Origin of the sequence: Leucobacter weissii, assembly GCF_017565745.1 — a bacterium.
Classification (GTDB): domain Bacteria; phylum Actinomycetota; class Actinomycetes; order Actinomycetales; family Microbacteriaceae; genus Leucobacter; species Leucobacter weissii.
In genome coordinates this window covers 98,398-115,581 of record NZ_JAGDYM010000015.1, presented here as the reverse complement: position 1 = coordinate 115,581, position 17,184 = coordinate 98,398, and the positions used below count along the sequence as shown (strand labels likewise).

Here is a 17,184-nt window from a genome sequence, read left to right as displayed (position 1 = left end):
GCCTGCGATACGCTAGTCCGGTGGCCTCCGTAGCTCAGTGGATAGAGCAACGGCCTTCTAATCCGTTGGTCGCAGGTTCGAATCCTGCCGGGGGCACCGAAGTCGACAACGCATTCGCGTTGTCGATCGGTGCCGGTCGCCCATAGGCGACCCTCGGCATTTGTGATCAACACCTCGGCGCACCGCGTGCGCAAGCAGCGCATTCGCGTTGTCGATCGGTGCCGGTCGCCCATAGGCGACCCTCGGCCTCGTGGCCCTTGGGGTCGGCTCTGCGTAGCGTGCGGGGCGACCGCCAGACTGGACGGGGGCGCGGCCGAAGCCGAGCCCCCGTCCGTCGGAGCGGAATCAGCCGAACTGGTTCATGGTGTTGTCCTTGCCGCCCGCCTTGAGCGCGGCGTCGCCGGCGAAGTACTCCTTGTGGTTGTCGCCCAGGTCGCTGCCGGCCATGTTCTGGTGCTTGACCGTGGCGATGCCCTCGCGGATCTCGCGACGCTGCACGTCGCGCACGTAGGTGAGCATGCCCTCGTCGCCGAAGTAGCCCTTGGCGAGGTTGTCCGTCGACAGCGCCGCAGTGTGATAGGTCGGCAGGGTGATGAGGTGGTGGAAGATGCCGGCCCGGGCGGAGCCGTCGCGCTGGAAGGTGCGGATCTTCTCATCCGCGAGCCGGGCGAGTTCGGTTCCGTCGTACTCCACGCTCATCAGCTTGTCGCGATCGTAGGCCGAGACGTCCTGGCCCTGCTCGGCGAGCAGGTCGTAGGCCTGCTGGCGGAAGTTGAGGGTCCAGTTGAACGAGGGGCTGTTGTTGTAGACGAGCTTCGCGTTCGGGATGACCTCGCGGATGCGATCCACCATGCTCGCGATCTGCTCGACGTGGGGCTTCTCGGTCTCGATCCAGAGCAGGTCGGCGCCGTTCTGGAGGGACGTGATGCAGTCGAGCACCACGCGGTCCTCGCCGGTGCCCGTGCGGAACTGGTACAGGTTGCTGGCGAGGCGCCTGGGGCGCAGGAGCTTGCCGTCCCGCTTGATGACCACGTCGCCGTTGCCGAGTTCCGCCTCCGAGATCTCCTCGACGTCGAGGAAGGAATTGTACTGGTCGCCCAGGTCGCCGGGGGTGCTGCTGACGGCGAGCTTCTGGGTGAGGCCGGCGCCGAGCGAATCGGTGCGGGCGACGATCACGCCGTTGTCGATACCGAGTTCGAGGAAGGCGTAGCGGACGGCGTTGATCTTCGCGAGGAAGTCCTCGTGCGGCACCGTGACCTTGCCGTCCTGGTGGCCGCACTGCTTCTCGTCCGAGACCTGGTTCTCGATCTGGATGGCGCAGGCGCCGGCCTCGATCATCTTCTTGGCGAGGAGGTAGGTCGCCTCCGGGTTGCCGAAGCCCGCATCGATGTCGGCGATGATCGGCACGACGTGGGTCTCGTAGTTGTCGATCTGCGACTGGATGAACTCCACAGCGGTCTCGTCGCCGGCCAGACGCGCCTCGTCGAGCTGGGTGAAGAGCAGATCCAGCTCGCGGGCGTCGGCCTGGCGGAGGAAGGTGTAGAGCTCCTCGATGAGCGCGGGCACCGAGGTCTTCTCGTGCATCGACTGGTCGGGCAGGGGGCCGAACTCCGAGCGCAGGGCGGCCACCATCCAGCCCGAGAGGTACAGGTAGCGCTTGTTCGTGCTCTTCAGGTGCTTCTTGATCGAGATCAGCTTCTGCTGGCCGATGAAGCCGTGCCAGACGCCGAGCGACTGCGTGTAGACCGAGGAGTCGGCATCGTACTCGGCCATATCGCGGCGCATGATGTCGGCGGTGTACTGCGCGATCTCGAGCCCCGTCCTGAAGCGGTTCTGCGCCCGCATGCGGGCGACGTACTCTGGGTTGATCGCATCCCAGCCTGAGCCGTTGTGCCCCTTGAGCGCCTGCACGGCCTCGAAGTCGTCGCGGAAAGCAGTCATGATCGTTCCTTATGTCTGGTGGCTGTGAGTCCGCGATCGCTCTGCGCGAGATCGCGTACTTCTACTCTGGGCCACCTCAGAAGCGGATCGGGCCGTGGAACGGGGGTGAAGTTTCGTGAAATTTCTGCGAAAAAGAAAATGTGAGCCGCGGAGAAGGGCGACATCCGGCTCGGCCGAAGAAGGAATCCGGGGATCCGGGGATCGGGCCGGTCGGAAGGAGATGAACCTGGGGCGCGCTCGCCGTTGAACGAGCCTCAGGTTGCGTCCGACGCTACTCCGGCCGGCGGGTCGGGCCAAGCCGACGGCGAGGTCGTGGCCGAGTTGTTATAGTTCGCGATCGAGTCGATTGACCATCGCCAGCGCGGCTCGTTCGATGTAGTCCCTGAACGCCGTGTCGTGCATGGGCGGCAGTGCCGCTTCGTCCAGCGCCGCGTGCATGTGCTGCAGCCAGTGATCCTTCGCCTCAGGGGTGACGGGGAAGGGCGCATGGCGCATCCTCAGTCTGGGATGACCGCGCTGCTCCGAGTAGCTCGTCGGCCCGCCCCAGTACTGCTCGAGGAAGGCTCGCAGACGCCAGATCGCGCCGTCCCAATCGTCCTCCGGATACATCGGCGCCAGTACGGGATCCTCCCGCACTCTCCGATAGAACGACTGGACGAGCCGTTCGAAGGTCGCGGTGCCGCCGACCTGGGACCACAGCGTCTCGGTGATCGCCGGGCCGGCCTCTCCCTGGCGCAGCGTGAGGTTCGGCTTGGGCGCTCCGCTCCGCTCCTCCGGCGCCGGGGCGGTCACGCCGCGCCTCCCGACGGTTTCGGGATCTCCGCCGCGAGCTGGATGCCGAGCTGTCCGAACCGTTTCTTGATCTTCGCCCGCAACTCGCGCTGCACCGCGAACTGCGCCTCGGGGCGCGTGCGCAGCGTCAACCGGAGGGTCGCACGATCGCCGAACACCGATTCCAGGCCGAGCATCTCGGGTCCGCCCGTCACACGCCGTGCGAACTCGGGGGATTCGATGAGGTCGCGGGCGCTCTCCAGGGCGACGCGCTCCACCGCGTCCAGGTCCGCCTCGGCGTCGACCGTGATGTCGATGATCGCCCGGCCCCAGCCCTGCGACACGTTGCCGAGGGTCAGGATCTCGCCGTTCCTGATGAACCACAGGGTGCCGTCGAACGCGCGCACCTTGGTGACCCTGATCCCTACATCCTCGACAGTCCCGGTGATCTGATCTATGGTGACCATGTCGCCCACCCCGAGCTGATCCTCGAACACCATGAAGATGCCGTTCAGGATGTCCTTCACGATGTTCTGGGCGCCGAAGGCGAGACCCGCCGCCACGATCCCCGCCGAGGTGAGCAGCGCCGCGAGGTTCACGCCGAGCTGGCTCAGGATCAGGATCACCGCGATCACCGCGATCGTCCAGCTGATCACGTGGCGACCCACCGTGCCGAGGGTGCGCGTGCGCTGCACCGCACGGGCCTTGAGCTGCGGGGCGGCGAGCAGCTCCTGCGTCGCATCGACCTGGTTCGCCCGCTTCACGCCGCGCACCACCCCGTGCACCGCGCGATGGAGGATCAGCCGCAGCAGCCAGTTCGCGAACAGCGCGGCGGCGATGATCAGCAGGATGCGGAACAGCACCTGGTACTGCTCGAAGAAATCGGCGACCGCCGCCCAGAACTCGGCCATGTCACACCGCGGTTTCCGCTGTTCCCGGAGGGGTGCCGCCGTCGGCCGCCTGAGCGGCGAGCGCCCGCTCCACTCCCGCGAGGTGCTCCACGATCAGTCGCCGCAGCGCCGGGGGAGCGTCGCGGTTGGTCTCGAGCCAGGTCGAGGTCGCATCCCGCAGCGGCTCGCTCGCGAGCGGCGCCGGATAGAAGCCGTCGATGATCTCCTCGACGATGGCGTGGCTCCGTGAATCCCAGATGCCCCGAACCGCCTCGAAGAAACGGCTCACGTACGGCTCGAGCACCGTGCGGTCGTGGGCGCGGAGGAACCCGAGCCCGGTGGAGCGCACGATCGCATTCGGCAGTCCGGCGCGGTCGAACACCGACGCCCAGGCCGCCGCCTTGTCCGAGGCGGTCGGCAGCGCCGCACGGGCGTGCGCCGCCGACTGCTGGCCGGTGGCCGTCCGGTCGTCGGCCAGCGCGGCGTCGATCTCCTCGGCGGTCGCCCGTCCACCCGCGGCGAGCGAGATCAGCAACTCCCAACCCAGGTCCGTGTCGATGTCGAGCCCGTCGAGGGGGGTGCGCTCCTCGAGCAGCGCCAGCACGGTGTCCAGTTGGTCGTCGGTGGCGGCGAGCTGCGCGAAGGCCTTCACGAACTGGAACTGGGGGTCTCCGCCGGGCTCGGCGTCGACGGCCAGCTTCCAGAGCGCGTCCGCGACTCGCTCGATCGTCTCGGCGCGCCGCTCGGGGGCGACGTAGGATGAGGCCGCGAGCAGCAGTTGTCCGATCAGCGTGCGCAGCGTGGTCGAGTTCGTCTCCGCAGCCGCGTGGACGAGTACCACTTCGACGAAGCGGGAGGCGGGGAGCTCGCCGTCCCGTGTCTGGTCCCACAGCGTGCCCCAGACGAGGGAGCGCGCGAGCGGATCCTCGATCCCTCCGAGGTGATCGGTCGCTGTGGCGAGCGACCGCTCATCGAGCCGGATCTTCGCGTAGCTCAGATCGTCGTCGTTGAGCAGCAGCAGATCGGGCTGCGCGACGCCGACGAGCTCCGGCACCTCGGTGCGGGAGCCGTCGACATCGAGCTCGATCCGGTGCGTGCGGCGCAGGATCGCGGCGCCGTCGGGATCCGTCCCGGCGCCGGGATCCTTCGCATACAGCCCGACCGCGATACGGTGCGGCCGCAGCGTCGGATGCTCGCCCGCGGCGGTCTGCTCGATCGCGAAGCCCGCGTAGCGGCCGTCGGCGTCGAGCTCGAACACCGGGCGCAGCGTGTTGACGCCCGCCGTCTCCAGCCACTTCGCCGACCAGTCGGCGAGGTCGCGCCCGCTGCGCGCCTCGAGCTCCGAGAGCAGGTCGACCAGCTCGGTGTTGCCGTGATGGTGCTTCACGAAATAGTCGTGCACGCCGCGCATGAAGGGCTCCCGGCCCACCCAGGCGACGAGCTGCTTGAGCACCGAGGCGCCCTTGGCGTAGGTGATCCCGTCGAAGTTCACGAGCACGTCCTCGAGATCGCGGATCTCCGCGACGATGGGATGCGTGGAGGGCAGCTGATCCTGCCGGTACGCCCACGACTTCTCGCTGGCCACGAAGGTGGTCCAGCAGTCGGTCCATTCCGTGGCCTCCGCCGTGGCGAGCGTCGACATGTACTCGGCGAACGACTCGTTGAGCCAGAGGTCGTTCCACCAGCGCATGGTCACGAGGTTGCCGAACCACATGTGGGCGAGCTCGTGCAGGATCGTGATGACCCGCCGCTCCCGCATCGCGTCGGTCACCTGGCTGCGGAACACGTACGCCTCCGTGAACGTGACCGCCCCGGCGTTCTCCATCGCCCCCATGTTGTACTCGGGCGCGAACACCTGATCGTACTTGTCGAAGGGGTAGGGCACCTCGAACTCGCGCTCGAAGAACGCGAAGCCCTGCCGCGTCTTCTCGAAGATGTAGTCGGCGTCGAGGTGCTCGCCCAGCGAGGCCCGACAGAACACGCCGAGCGGGATCGTGCGGCCGTCGCTGCTGGTCAGCTCGGAGCGCACCGCGCGGTAGGGCCCGGCGATGAGCGCCGTGATGTAGCTCGAGATCACGGGCGTGGGCGCGAAGCGCCAGACCGCGATCGCCTCGCCGTCCCGCTCGCCCGCGGGCTCCGCTTCGGGCGTCGGCTGATTGCTGATGATCTGCCAGCGGGCCGGCGCCGTGACGGTGAAGCGGAAGGACGCCTTGAGATCGGGCTGCTCGAACACGGCGAACACCCGGCGCGAGTCGGGCACCTCGAACTGCGAGTACAGGTAGACCTCGCCGTCGGCAGGGTCCACGAAGCGGTGCAGGCCCTCGCCGGTGTTGGTGTACTCCTGGTCGCTGACCACGGTCAGCACGTTCTCCGCCGCCAGCTCCGGCAGCGCGATCCGCGAGTCGGCGACCACCTCCGCGGGATCCAGCTCCAGGCCGTTCAACGCCACGCTCAGCACCTCGCGGGCGATGAGATCGACGAAGGCGGCCTCGCCCGGCGTGCCGTCGAAGCGGATCGTCGTCTGGGTCCGGAAGACCTCGGGGCCCGTCGTGAGGTCGATCGCCACCTCGTAGCCGTGCGCGGTGACGAGACCGGCGCGTTCGCGGGCCTCGGTGGAGGTGAGGTTGGTGCCAGGCACGGTGCTCCTTCTCGGATGTCGTCGGATCGAACGCGGTTTCCCGCACAAATCTACGTGACCAGCCTATGGTTCCCCTCAAACCGACATGTGCGCTCGCCCGGAAACGGACGTCGGCCCGGAGCAAACGCCGGGAGGGCCCGTCGCCGATGAGGCGGGTCGGGCTCCGCGGACGGGGGTGGTGGGCCGTGTGCGGCGGGCGGATGAGGAGCCCGAGTAGGGTGGAGGCATGAGCGAAGCGCCGAAGGTCGAGTTCTGGTTCGATTCCGTCTGCCCGTGGTGCTGGATGACCAGCCGCTGGGTCGACGAGGTCGCGCGGGTGCGCGGATTCGAGGTCGCCTGGCATCCGATCGCCTTGGAGATCCTGAACGAGGGCCAGGATGCGGGGCCCTACGCGGAGATCCAGCGGCAGGGGCTGCGCCTGGCGCGCGTCGTCGAGGCGACGCGCCGCAGGCACGGCGAAGGCGCCGTCGGCGGGCTCTACACCGGGTTCGGCACCCGGATCCACCCGGGCGGGCGTGACGACTTCGACGCGATCATCGCCGAGTCGCTGGCGGAGCTCGGTCTCGAGGCCGGTCTCGCCGAGACCGCGGACGACGGGGACCTCGACGGGCAGCTGCGCGCCAACACGAGTCACGCGATCGACATCGCCGGCCCAGACGTCGGCGTGCCGATCATCTCGGTGGACGGCGTGGCCTTCTTCGGGCCGGTGGTCACCCCCGCGCCCACCGGCGAACTCGCGCTGCAGCTCTGGGACGGCATCGTCGCGGCGGCGAGCGTGCCGGGCTTCTACGAGCTCAAGCGCGGGCGCACGGCCGGCCCGCAGTTCTGAATCCGGGCGACGCACTAGAATCGGGCTCATGCGCATCCACATCGCGACCGACCATGCCGGCCTCGAGTTCAGCCGCACCCTGCAGGAGCATCTGCGCGGTCTCGGCCATGAGGTGATCGACCACGGTCCCGAGGACTACGATCCGCTCGACGACTATCCGGCCTTCTGCATCAACGCCGCGCTCGGCGTCGCGCGCGACGAGCGCGCGGGGGTCGAGGCGCTGGGCGTCGTGTTCGGAGGTTCGGGGAACGGCGAGCAGATGGCCGCGAACAAGGTCGAGGGGATCCGCGCGGCGCTCGTCTGGAACGATGCGACCGCCGAACTGGCGCGCGAGCACAACAGCGCGAACGTCATCTCGATCGGCGCGCGGCAGCATCCGGTGGAGGATGCGATCCGCTTCATCGAGACCTTCATCGCGACCCCGTTCCCCGGAGACGAGCGGCACGTCCGCCGGATCGCGCAGCTCGGGGAGTACGAGCGCACCGGCGACATCGCCGGCAAGCAGGTGGATCGCCCGTAGCCGTATGTGCCGTGGCCGTCTCGGCCACGGGGAAAGGTCGAGCCGTGCCTGAGGGTCATTCCGTGCATCGGATCGCGCGGCAGTTCGGTGCGAACTTCCTCGGGGAGCGGCCCGAGGTGACGAGCCCGCAGGGGAGGTTCGCCGAGGGCGCCGCGATGCTGGATCGCCGGGAGATGACCGACGCGCGTGCGGTGGGCAAGCAGATGTTCCTCGAGTTCGAGGAGCGGGATTGGCTGCGCGTGCATCTCGGCATCTACGGGGCCTGGGACTTCTCGGGGGAGGTGCGGGTCGACCCGTCGATCCAGATCCATGCGACGAAGTTCGGCACGGGCCGGCTGGGGCAGACCGGCATGGCCGGGGCGCTCGACAGTGCCGGCGAGGATTCGGTGGCGTCGATCGGCGCCCCTCGGCGAGCCCGGGTGCGGATGGCCGAGCACGACCGCGAGAGCGAGGCGCCCGAGCAGTTCCCGCCGCCGCCCGTCGGGCAGGTGCGGGTGCGCCTGCTGACGGAGACGGTGTGCGCGGATCTCCGCGGTCCCACGGCCTGCGAGGTGCTGACGCCCGGGGAGGTGGAGGCCGTCCTGCGTCGGCTGGGTCCCGATCCGGCCAACGCCAACACGGAGGCCGAGCGGCGTCGCTTCATCGAGCGGGCCGGTGCGAAGCGCACGCCCATCGGGCTCGTGCTGATGGACCAGTCGGTCGTGGCGGGGATCGGCAACGTGTACCGGGCCGAGCTGCTGTTCCGCGCCGGCCTCGACCCGCACACCCCCGCGAATCGGCTGGGGGAGCGGGAGCTCGGCGCGCTCTGGGACGACTGGGCGAGACTTCTCGACATCGGGATCACCGTCGGTCAGATGATCACGATCGACGGGCTCGAGGGGGAGGATTACCGGCGCGCGCTCCGGGAGCGGGACGAGCGGCACTGGGTCTACAAGCTTGAGGGGACGCCGTGCAAGCGGTGCGGGGCGAACATCGTGCTCGAGGAGATGGGCAGCCGCAAGCTCTACTGGTGCCCGGGCTGCCAGTCCTGACGCGCAGCGTGAGGTGAACGGCCATTTCTGGCCGTTCATGCAGCCCCCGAGAGCCTCTGGCTCTCGGTGCAGCGCCCTGCGTTCGGCGGGCGCGTGCTGCCAGTCCTGACGCGCAGCGTCAGCTGCTGTAGGCGGCGATGAGCGCGCCGATGACCCAGGGCAGGAGATTCGCTGCCGCCCAGATCGCGATGGCGCTCGACGCGATGACCACGGCGAACGCGACGGTTCCGAGTACCCCGCCGAACACCTTCTCTTTGGTGCCGATGCGGTCTGCGCTCTCCGGGGCGTGCTCGATTCCCTCGAAGCCGAGATTCTCGAAGCCAGCGCTCGGGCGATCCTCCTCCATGGATTCAGCCTATCGAGAAGGCGGGGACCTTTGCGCGGCGCTCGGCGCGGTGTTTCCGCTCCGACCTGCGGGTGCGCCGGGAAGTGCAACACGGGACGCTAACCTGGAAGGCATGCGCGATGTGCTCTCGGCCGTGATCGGCAAGTCCGTGCGCCAGCTCGCGCGGCTGCGGGGCGGCGGCTCGGCGCTGCCCGGGCTCGTCGTCGAGAAGATCGACCCCGGATTCCTGGGACGGGTGCTGGGGCGGCTGCCCTACGGCGTGGTCGCGGTCAGCGGCACCAACGGCAAGACCACGACGACCAAGATGATCGTCGAACTGCTCGAGGCGCAGGGTCTGCGCGTCTTCACCAATCGCACCGGATCCAACTTCTCGCGTGGCGTGGTCGCCGCGGCCGTCAGGGAGTGCTCGCCGCGCGGCCGGCTCGACGCCGACATCGCGGTGCTCGAACTGGACGAGGCGCACGCGATCCATTTCGTCGCCAAGGTGAAGCCGAGGTTCACCCTGCTGCTCAACGTGCTGCGAGACCAGCTGGACCGCTTCGGCGAGATCGACACCACGGCGCGACTGCTCGAGCGGATCGCGCGGTCGACGACCGAGGGGCTGGTGGTCAACCGGGAGGATCCCCTGATCGCGCGCATCGGCGAGCAGGAGCGTTCGCGACTCGACGTGCGCGAGTTCGGGCTCTCACCCGATCTTCGCGCGCTGTTCCCGAGCGATGACGACTTCCACAGCGCCTCGGCGGGAACGGATGCCGAGGCCGGGCGAGAGGCCGAGCCGGGGCAGGGGCGACCCGCGGATGTCGTGCTCGTGCAGCTCGGCGACCACGAGGCGGTCTTCCGGATCGACGGATCGGATCACCGCACCGGGCTCGAACTGGAAGGGCTCTACAACACCTTCAATGCGGCCGCTGCTCTCGCCACGGTGCGCCTGGTGCTGGAGGCCGCCCCGCTGCCCGGGCATCCCGCGCGCTACCGCGCCGACGCGAACGCCGATGCGCTGATCCGCGCTCTCTCCGCAGTGCGTCCCGCCTTCGGGCGCGGCGAGCGGCTCGAACTCGACGGAGAGTCCCTGGAGCTGGTGCTGGTGAAGAACCCGGCCGGCTTCCGACTGGCGCTCGCCTCTTTCCCCGCGGAGGGAGTCGCCACGATGATCGCGATCAACGACCAGTATGCGGACGGCCGGGATATGTCCTGGTTGTGGGATGTGGACTTCGGATCCCTCGCCGATGCCACGGGCGTCGACGGTTCGGGCGGTGTCGACGCCGCGGGCGTCGACACGGTCAGCGGAACCCGGGCCTGGGATATGGCGCTGCGCCTCGAGCACGACGGAGTGCCGGTCGGGTCCGTCGAGGAGGACCTCTCCGTCGCGCTCTCCCGGTTCCGCGAGCGCACGCCGGGGCGTCCCCGTCGCATCTTCTGCACGTACACCGCGATGCTCGCCCTGCGCAAGGAGCTGTCGTCGCTGACGGAGGTCGAGGAGGTCTGGTGAGCGAATCCGATGTGGCCCGGGAGCGGGAGTTGACGATCCTCTCGCTCTATCCGCGGGACATGAACATCTACGGCGATCGCGGCAACGTGCTCGCGCTGGTGCGGCGCGCGCGGCAGCACGGCCTCTCGCCCCGGGTCGTCGAGCTGAACGCGGGCGACGCGCTTCCCGGCGACGTGGATCTCGTGATCGGCGGCGGCGGCCAGGACTCGGGCCAGGGCCGAGTGGTGTCGGATCTGCAGGGTCGTCGCGACGAGTTCCGGGCGCTCGCGGAGGACGGCGTGCCCATGCTCGTCATCTGCGGGCTGTTCCAGCTGTTCGGGCATCGCTTCATCACGAATACCGGCGCCGAACTGAGCGGGATCGGGGTGCTCGACGTGGAGACGCGCGGCGGCGACGAGCGGATGATCGGCAACATCGTCGTGTCGAGCGACGAGTTCGGCGAGATCGTCGGCTACGAGAACCACAGCGGCGACACGATGCTCGGCGGCGGGTCGCGGCCGCTCGGGCGGGTGCTCCAGGGCGCGGGCAACAACCCCCGGGACGGGGTCGAGGGCGCGCGCACGGGGAACGTCATCGGCAGCTACCTGCACGGATCCCTGCTGCCGAAGAACCCGTCCGTCAGCGACTTCCTGATCGGGGAGGCCGCGAGGCGCAGGCACGGATCCTTCGAGCCGCGCGAGATCGACGATACGACGGCCGTTCGCGCGCGGGCCTCGGCCAAGCGCCGGCCCCGCTGAACCGCCCGCACGGTGTTGCGGTATACGGCGCTGCGGCGCTCGTGCCCGCCTCGCGATCCCGGCTGCGCTCGCGCGCGGACGAGAGCGGGAGCATGCCGCCTGAACGGCGCGTGTCGTTTGCGGAAACACTCGGCCGCGCGCTTGCAGCGCCCGCTCTCGTATTGCTACACTCGGCAGTTAGTTGAAACATCAACCAAATTCGTTCGTCACGTCACTGCGCCAGGAGGCACCCATGTCCATCACCGCCGACCAGATCCCCGGTTATCGCGCCGGCACCTGGAACATCGACCCCACTCACACCGAGGTCGGCTTCTCCGTGCGCCACCTCGCGATCAGCAAGGTCAAGGGCAAGTTCGAGCGATTCAGCGGCACCATCGTCACCGGCGAGAACCCCCTCGATTCGAGCGTCGAGGCCAGGGTCGAGGTCGCGTCGATCAACACCAACCAGGCCGACCGCGACGGCCACCTGCGCACCGGCGATTTCTTCGCAGCGGAGGAGTTCCCCGAGTTCACTCTGAAGAGCACCGGCATCCGCCAGGAGGGCGGGGACTTCAAGGTCGACACGGAGCTCACGCTGCGCGGCGTGACCAAGCCGGTCACCTTCGACTTCGAGTTCGGAGGCTTCGGCGCCGACGCCTACGGCAACTACAAGGCGGGCTTCACCGCCACCGCCGTGGTGAAGCGCGAGGACTTCGGGATCGAGTGGAACGCGCCGCTCGAGACCGGCGGCCTGCTGCTCGGCAGCGACGTCACCATCACCCTGGATGTGCAGGCAGCTTTCGCTCAGGAATGAATCGCGTTCAGCGATTCATCGCGAAAGCTGGCGGGGCCACTGCCCCGGTCGCTCAGGAATGAATCGCGTTCAGCGATTCACCGCCCGGCGCGAGGCGAGGCCCGCGGTTCCGGTTTCTGTCACTTGAGCGGAAGAGCGGTATGGCACGCTGTGCGGCCATACCGCGAAGACGCTCCGGAGGGATGGACACCGGAACCGCGGGCCTCGTAGCGACCCCTATGCAGGAGCCGGAACCGCGGGCTTCCCCGCGACCCCGATCCAGAATGCGGCATACGCCGTCTACAGCAGTTCGCCGGTGATCCTCCCGCGTACGCGGCGCAGGTCCTCCATCAGCGATCCGATCAGGATCCAGTGCTGCGGATGCGGCGAGGCGATGACGTAGGGCGCGGTGAGCGCCGGCGGCTCGGCGGGCGGGTCGGTCCCCGCGGAGGCGCCGGCGCTCCCGTCCGCGGTCACGTTCGGCAGGCGTTCGAGATCGTGCGCGGCGCGGCGCATCTCACGGGCGATCCCGAGGACCTGCGGGTCGCCGGCGAGGCTCGGCGAGTAGAGGTCGACCAGCGCGCGAGCCATGCCGCTCACCTGGGTGACGATCGGCTGGATCCGCTGGAAGAGGCCGTCGTCGGCCTCCAGCATCGCCCGGTAGCGCGGTCCGCGCGGGTTCATCCGCAGGCTCTCCCGAGCGTTGCGGAGCAGCTGCTGCACCTCGGCCCGTTCCTGCTGCAGGCTTCTCGCATCGGCGAGCATGCGCTCGAGCCACGCGGCGTCGCGCGTCTCCTCGAGGCCGTCGGCGATGCGGCGCAGCACGTCCGAGGTGCGGGAGGTCAGGCGTCCGATGGTCTCGTGCATGCGGGTGGTGTGCACGGGGGCGACCACGACCGCGTTGATGAGCACGCCGATCGCCGCGCCGATCGCCGTCTCGACCAGGCGCTCCACCCCGTAGTCGAACTCCAGGCCGCCCAGGGCGATCATCAGCAGCGCCGAGATCGCGATCTGGTTGGTGGAGGTGTTGGTCATCCGCAGCGACCATCCGATCGACATGGCGACGACGATCGCGGCGACGAAGAGCCACGACTGCGCACCGAACACGGCGCCCGCTCCGAGCGCCACGCTCACTCCGAGCAGCACGCCGACGACGCGCTCGATGCCGCGGGTGAGCGACTGGTTCACGCTCTCCTGCACGCACAGCAGCGCGGCGATCGCCCCGAAGATGGGCAACTGGCCCGGAAAGATGAGCAGGCAGACGAACCAGGTGAGGATCGCGGCACCCGCGGCCTTGAGCACCTGGAGCAGCGGCGCGCGCTCCGGCGCGGTGAAGCGCCCGGTCACCCGGCGCTCGAAGCGGCGCCACGGTCTCGTGCGCGGAGCGGTCACAGCAGGCCCAGGCTCCTGAGTTCGTCCCGCAGCGTCGCCCCGTCGGGGCCGTACACCCACGGAACCCCGCTCGCGCCCTGGTGCAGGCGCGCCTTCGAGCGACCGCCGGCGAGCACGGCCTGTCCGACGGACAGCTGGCGGATGGCGACCGCCGCCACGTTCTCCGGGTGCTGGCTGGCGAACTCGTGATACAGCTTCTCGTCGTGCTGGCCGTCGTCCCCGATCAGCACCCACCGCACCTCCGGGAACTCGCGGGCCAGGCGCCGCAGCTCCCGCTGCTTGTGCTCGGTGCCGCTGCGGAACCAGCGATCCGTCGTCGGGCCCCAGTCGGTGAGCAGCAGCGGCCCCATCGGATAGAGGTTGCGCTCCAGGAATCTGCTGAGCGTCGGCGCCGCGTTCCAGGCGCCGGTCGAGAGGTAGATGACGGGGGAGCCCGGGTGCGCCGCGACCAGGTGGTCGTAGAACACGGGCATGCCGGGCGTCGAGGTGCGGGCGTGCTCGTCGAGCACGAAGCTGTTCCATGCCGCCACGAGGGGACGCGGCAGCGCGGTGTTGAGGATCGTGTCGTCGACGTCGCTGATGATCCCGAAGCGCGCCGCCGGGTCGACCACGTAGACGGGAACGTCCACCGCATCGCTTCCGCCGCTCTGGAGCGTGACGGTGTGCCAGCCCGGCTCCAGCGACACGGGGACGATCGAGTCGATGACTCCGCCGCGATCGCTCACCACCTCGGTGACCGGTTCGCTGTCGATCAGCACCCGCACCGGCTGATAGGGAACGTGCAGGCTGGTGAAGCTGCGCCACCCGCGCACCCGGCCGACGTTGCCCACGCCGTTCCGGCGCCAGCGCTGGCCGCCGGAGGCGTCATCGGGCTTGAGGTAGAGCACTCGGCCGAGCACGCGCACCCACTCCGGGGAGCCGTAGCCGATGTAGGGGATGACCCCCGGAACCTTGCCCGCCGCGAGCGCTCGTTTCTGGCGACGCCTGTGGAGCCACTCCTCGAGTCGCGCCCCGAGCCGGGGTCTGCCGTCCGCTCGCCGAGATTCCGTCACCCGTCCAGCTTAGAGGTCGGGGGGAGCGCGGGCCACGGCTTCGACGGCCGAACCGGCGCTGTGCAATATGACTCGGCGTCGAGCCGGATTCGGAGCAAACGTTCAGACTCGGTAAAATCGTAGTCGACCGGCGATCAGCCGGTAGATTCTGGCGAGGATGATACCTCTACCCGGAGCTCACTATGGGAGTGCGTCCCCGCTGGTGGGCGCTCCCCGCACTCTGGAGAACTCGTGAACGAATTCTTAGATGCGTTGACGCTGGCCCGGTGGCAATTCGGGTTGACGACGCTGTATCATTTCCTCTTCGTCCCGCTCACCATCGGTCTCAGCTTCCTGGTGGCGATCCTGCAGACCGCTTGGGTGCGCACGGGCAAGGTCAAGTACCTCCGCCTGACCAAGCTCTACGGCAAGATCTTCCTCATCAACTTCGCGATGGGCGTGGTCACCGGGATCGTGCAGGAGTTCCAGTTCGGCATGAACTGGTCCAACTACTCCCGCTTCGTGGGGGACATCTTCGGCGCGCCCCTCGCCATGGAGGGACTGATCGCCTTCTTCCTCGAGGCGACCTTCATCGGGCTGTGGATCTTCGGCTGGGACAAGCTGCCCAAGGGCGCGCACCTGGCGACGATCTGGCTGACCTCGCTCGCGACGATCCTCTCGGCCTACTTCATCCTGGCGGCGAACGCCTTCATGCAGAACCCGGTCGGCTACGAGCTGAACGAGCAGACGCAGCGGGCCGAGCTGACGAACATCGGCGAGGTGCTGCTGAACCCGGTCGCACTGCATCAGTTCCCGCACACGATCTTCGCCTCGATCATGTTCGCCGCGACGGTGATGGTCGCGGTCGCGGCCTGGCACCTCTCCCGGAGACAGTACGTCGACGAGATGCGGACCAGCCTGCGCTTCGGTCTGTGGGCCAACATCCTCGCCTTCATGGGCGTCGGCTTCACCGGCCACTCGCTCGGAATGGTGATGACCCAGACGCAGCCGATGAAGATGGCCGCGGCCGAGGCGCTCTACGAGACCGCCTCGGGCGCCGACGCCTCGTTCTCCATCTTCAGCCTCGGCACCCCGGACGGACTGCACGAGATCTTCTCGGTGCGCATCCCCTACCTGCTGTCGTTCCTGTCGCACGGCAACTTCACGGGCGAGGTCGAGGGCATCCGGGACCTGCAGGCGGCCTACACCGAGATGTACTGCGGTGCGGATTCGAGTCTGCTCACCTGCCCGAGCGACGGCCAGTTCATGCCCATCATCTGGGTCACCTACTGGTCGTTCCGCTGGATGATCGGGCTCGGGGCCCTCGCCACGCTCGTCTCGGTCGTGGGGCTGTGGATCACCCGCAAGAACCGCGAGGTGCCGGCCTGGGCTTGGAAGGTCGCGATCTGGACCGCGCCCGTCCCGATGATCGCCTCGCTCGTGGGCTGGATCTTCACCGAGATGGGCCGCCAGCCCTGGATCGTGTTCGGCGTGATGACCACGGAGTCGGGTGTCTCGCCCGGCGTGCCGGCCTGGGCTGTGCTCGTCTCGCTGATCGTGTTCACCGTGGTCTACGGCGGACTCGCGGTCGTCGAGTTCAAACTGATCGTCAAGGCGGCGCAGGCCGGGCCCCCGGAGATCGAGACCTCCGGCGACGGCGGCGCTGACGGCAGCGGCGAAGGCGACGTCGACCACGACAAGCTCGCCACGGTGTACTAGGAGAGGGCAAGGAAAACGGACATGGATCTCATCACCCTCTGGTTCCTCATCGTCGGGGTGCTGCTCATCGGGTACTTCGTGCTCGACGGCTTCGACTTCGGTGTCGGCATGGCGCTGCCCGTGCTCGGCAACGACAACACGGACCGTCGTCTCATCATCAACACGATCGGCCCGGTCTGGGATCTCAACGAGACCTGGCTCATCGTCGCGGGCGCCTGCCTGTTCGCGGCCTTCCCCGAGTGGTACGCCACGATGTTCTCGGGCTTCTACCTTGCGCTGCTGCTCATCCTCGTCGCGCTCATCCTGCGCGGGGTCTCCTTCGAGTACCGCCACCAGGGCAAGGGCCGGCAGTGGACCCGCTGGTTCGACCAGTTCATCTTCTGGGGCTCGCTCCTGCCGCCGCTGCTGTGGGGCACCGCGTTCGCCAACCTCATCCAGGGGCTGCCGATCCGCCCGCTCGAGACCGGCGGCTGGGTGTACGAGGGCACGCTGCTCACGCTGCTCAACCCCTACGGCCTGCTCGGCGGGATCACGCTGACGCTGCTGTGCTTCACGCACGGACTCGTGTTCATCGCGCTCAAGACCATGGGCGACATGCGGGAACGCGCCCGGACCCTCGCGACGAAGGCCGGGCTGGTCGCGCTGGTGTCCGCGGCGGCGTTCCTCGTCTGGACGGTGCTGCAGCACCTGGGGGACAGCAACGCCGGAGTGGTGATCCTGCTCGCGGCGCTCGCCGCGGTCGCGCTGGTCGCCGGTATCCTGTTCAACCTGCGGGGTCGCGAGGGGTGGGCCTTCACCTTCAACGCGCTCACCATCGCCTTCGCCCTGCTGACGATCTTCATGGCGCTGCATCCGCACCTGATGATCTCGAACATCGACCCGGCCTATTCGATGACGATCGCGGGCGCGGCCAGCTCGCAGAAGACGCTCGAGCTGATGACCTGGGTGGCCGCGTTCACGCTGCCGCTGGTGCTCGCCTACCAGGCGTGGACCTACTGGATCTTCCGCAAGCGCCTCTCCCGCGCCCACATCCCGTCGGAGGAGGAGGCGCACGCGTAGCCGCTCGGCGGACGCCCTA

At 68.6% G+C, this 17,184-nt stretch carries 15 protein-coding genes and 1 tRNA gene; 9 read left to right on the top strand and 7 right to left on the bottom strand.

Annotated elements, in window-relative coordinates; genetic code table 11:
- The first annotated feature begins 23 nt into the window (after positions 1-23).
- Positions 24-96 (top strand) — tRNA-Arg (locus J4H92_RS13255).
- A 249-nt stretch (positions 97-345) separates the two neighbouring features.
- On the opposite strand, the gene J4H92_RS13250 is transcribed toward J4H92_RS13255, so the two are convergent.
- The 4 genes from J4H92_RS13250 to pepN all read right to left on the bottom strand — a co-directional run bounded on the left by J4H92_RS13250 (position 346) and on the right by pepN (position 6,240).
- Positions 346-1,941, bottom strand: coding sequence for an isocitrate lyase (locus J4H92_RS13250; RefSeq protein WP_208098666.1), 1,596 nt, complete (start codon positions 1,939-1,941; stop codon positions 346-348).
- Positions 1,942-2,265: 324 nt separating this feature from the next.
- Positions 2,266-2,733, bottom strand: a complete 468-nt coding sequence (locus tag J4H92_RS13245; RefSeq protein ID WP_208098665.1) for a globin — start codon at positions 2,731-2,733, stop codon at positions 2,266-2,268.
- Positions 2,730-3,623 carry a mechanosensitive ion channel family protein gene (locus tag J4H92_RS13240; RefSeq protein WP_208098664.1) on the bottom strand — a complete coding sequence of 298 codons (894 nt, stop codon included), beginning with the start codon at positions 3,621-3,623 and terminating at the stop codon, positions 2,730-2,732. Before J4H92_RS13240 ends, J4H92_RS13245 begins: the two co-directional genes overlap by 4 nt.
- A gap of 1 nt (position 3,624) precedes the next feature.
- Complete coding sequence (gene pepN, locus J4H92_RS13235) at positions 3,625-6,240, bottom strand: aminopeptidase N (RefSeq protein ID WP_208098663.1); 2,616 nt, start codon at positions 6,238-6,240, stop codon at positions 3,625-3,627.
- Positions 6,241-6,466: 226 nt separating this feature from the next.
- On the opposite strand from pepN, the gene J4H92_RS13230 reads away from it, so the two are divergent.
- From J4H92_RS13230 to J4H92_RS13220, 3 genes are read left to right on the top strand one after another with little or no spacing between them, the layout of a single operon-like run.
- Complete coding sequence (locus J4H92_RS13230) at positions 6,467-7,069, top strand: mycothiol-dependent nitroreductase Rv2466c family protein (protein ID WP_208098662.1); 603 nt, start codon at positions 6,467-6,469, stop codon at positions 7,067-7,069.
- Between the two features lie 28 nt (positions 7,070-7,097).
- A complete protein-coding gene (locus J4H92_RS13225) occupies positions 7,098-7,589 on the top strand; it encodes a ribose-5-phosphate isomerase (RefSeq protein WP_208098661.1) in 492 nt (163 codons plus the stop codon).
- Between the two features lie 44 nt (positions 7,590-7,633).
- Positions 7,634-8,620, top strand: a complete 987-nt coding sequence (locus tag J4H92_RS13220; RefSeq protein ID WP_208098660.1) for a DNA-formamidopyrimidine glycosylase family protein — start codon at positions 7,634-7,636, stop codon at positions 8,618-8,620.
- Positions 8,621-8,738: 118 nt separating this feature from the next.
- Here J4H92_RS13220 and J4H92_RS13215 read toward each other — a convergent pair whose 3' ends face one another.
- The gene (locus J4H92_RS13215; protein WP_208098659.1) at positions 8,739-8,966 is read right to left on the bottom strand and encodes a hypothetical protein; all 228 of its coding nucleotides are present in this window, start codon (positions 8,964-8,966) and stop codon (positions 8,739-8,741) included.
- Positions 8,967-9,078: 112 nt separating this feature from the next.
- Here J4H92_RS13215 and J4H92_RS13210 point away from each other — a divergent pair, with 112 nt between their 5' ends.
- The 3 genes from J4H92_RS13210 (at position 9,079) to J4H92_RS13200 (ending at position 11,985) form a co-directional block, all read left to right on the top strand.
- Positions 9,079-10,455 (top strand): Mur ligase family protein, encoded by a 1,377-nt coding sequence (locus J4H92_RS13210; protein ID WP_208098658.1) that lies wholly within the window; start codon positions 9,079-9,081, stop codon positions 10,453-10,455.
- Positions 10,452-11,192: a type 1 glutamine amidotransferase gene (locus J4H92_RS13205; protein ID WP_341783105.1), complete on the top strand. Its 741-nt coding sequence runs from the start codon at positions 10,452-10,454 to the stop codon at positions 11,190-11,192. Before J4H92_RS13210 ends, J4H92_RS13205 begins: the two co-directional genes overlap by 4 nt.
- A gap of 232 nt (positions 11,193-11,424) precedes the next feature.
- Complete coding sequence (locus J4H92_RS13200) at positions 11,425-11,985, top strand: YceI family protein (protein WP_208098657.1); 561 nt, start codon at positions 11,425-11,427, stop codon at positions 11,983-11,985.
- A gap of 279 nt (positions 11,986-12,264) precedes the next feature.
- Here the strand turns inward: J4H92_RS13200 and J4H92_RS13195 are convergent, their stop codons facing one another.
- Entirely contained in the window at positions 12,265-13,356 is a 1,092-nt protein-coding gene (locus tag J4H92_RS13195) for an FUSC family protein (RefSeq protein WP_208098656.1), read from the bottom strand.
- On the bottom strand, positions 13,353-14,408 hold the full coding sequence (locus J4H92_RS15810; RefSeq protein WP_208098655.1) for a phosphatase domain-containing protein: 1,056 nt from the start codon (positions 14,406-14,408) through the stop codon (positions 13,353-13,355). Before J4H92_RS15810 ends, J4H92_RS13195 begins: the two co-directional genes overlap by 4 nt.
- Positions 14,409-14,639: 231 nt before the next feature.
- Here J4H92_RS15810 and J4H92_RS13185 point away from each other — a divergent pair, with 231 nt between their 5' ends.
- Complete coding sequence (locus J4H92_RS13185; RefSeq protein ID WP_208098654.1) at positions 14,640-16,106, top strand: cytochrome ubiquinol oxidase subunit I; 1,467 nt, start codon at positions 14,640-14,642, stop codon at positions 16,104-16,106.
- 21 nt (positions 16,107-16,127) lie between these two features.
- On the top strand, positions 16,128-17,165 hold the full coding sequence (gene cydB / locus J4H92_RS13180; RefSeq protein ID WP_208098653.1) for a cytochrome d ubiquinol oxidase subunit II: 1,038 nt from the start codon (positions 16,128-16,130) through the stop codon (positions 17,163-17,165).
- Positions 17,166-17,184: the final 19 nt, after the last annotated feature.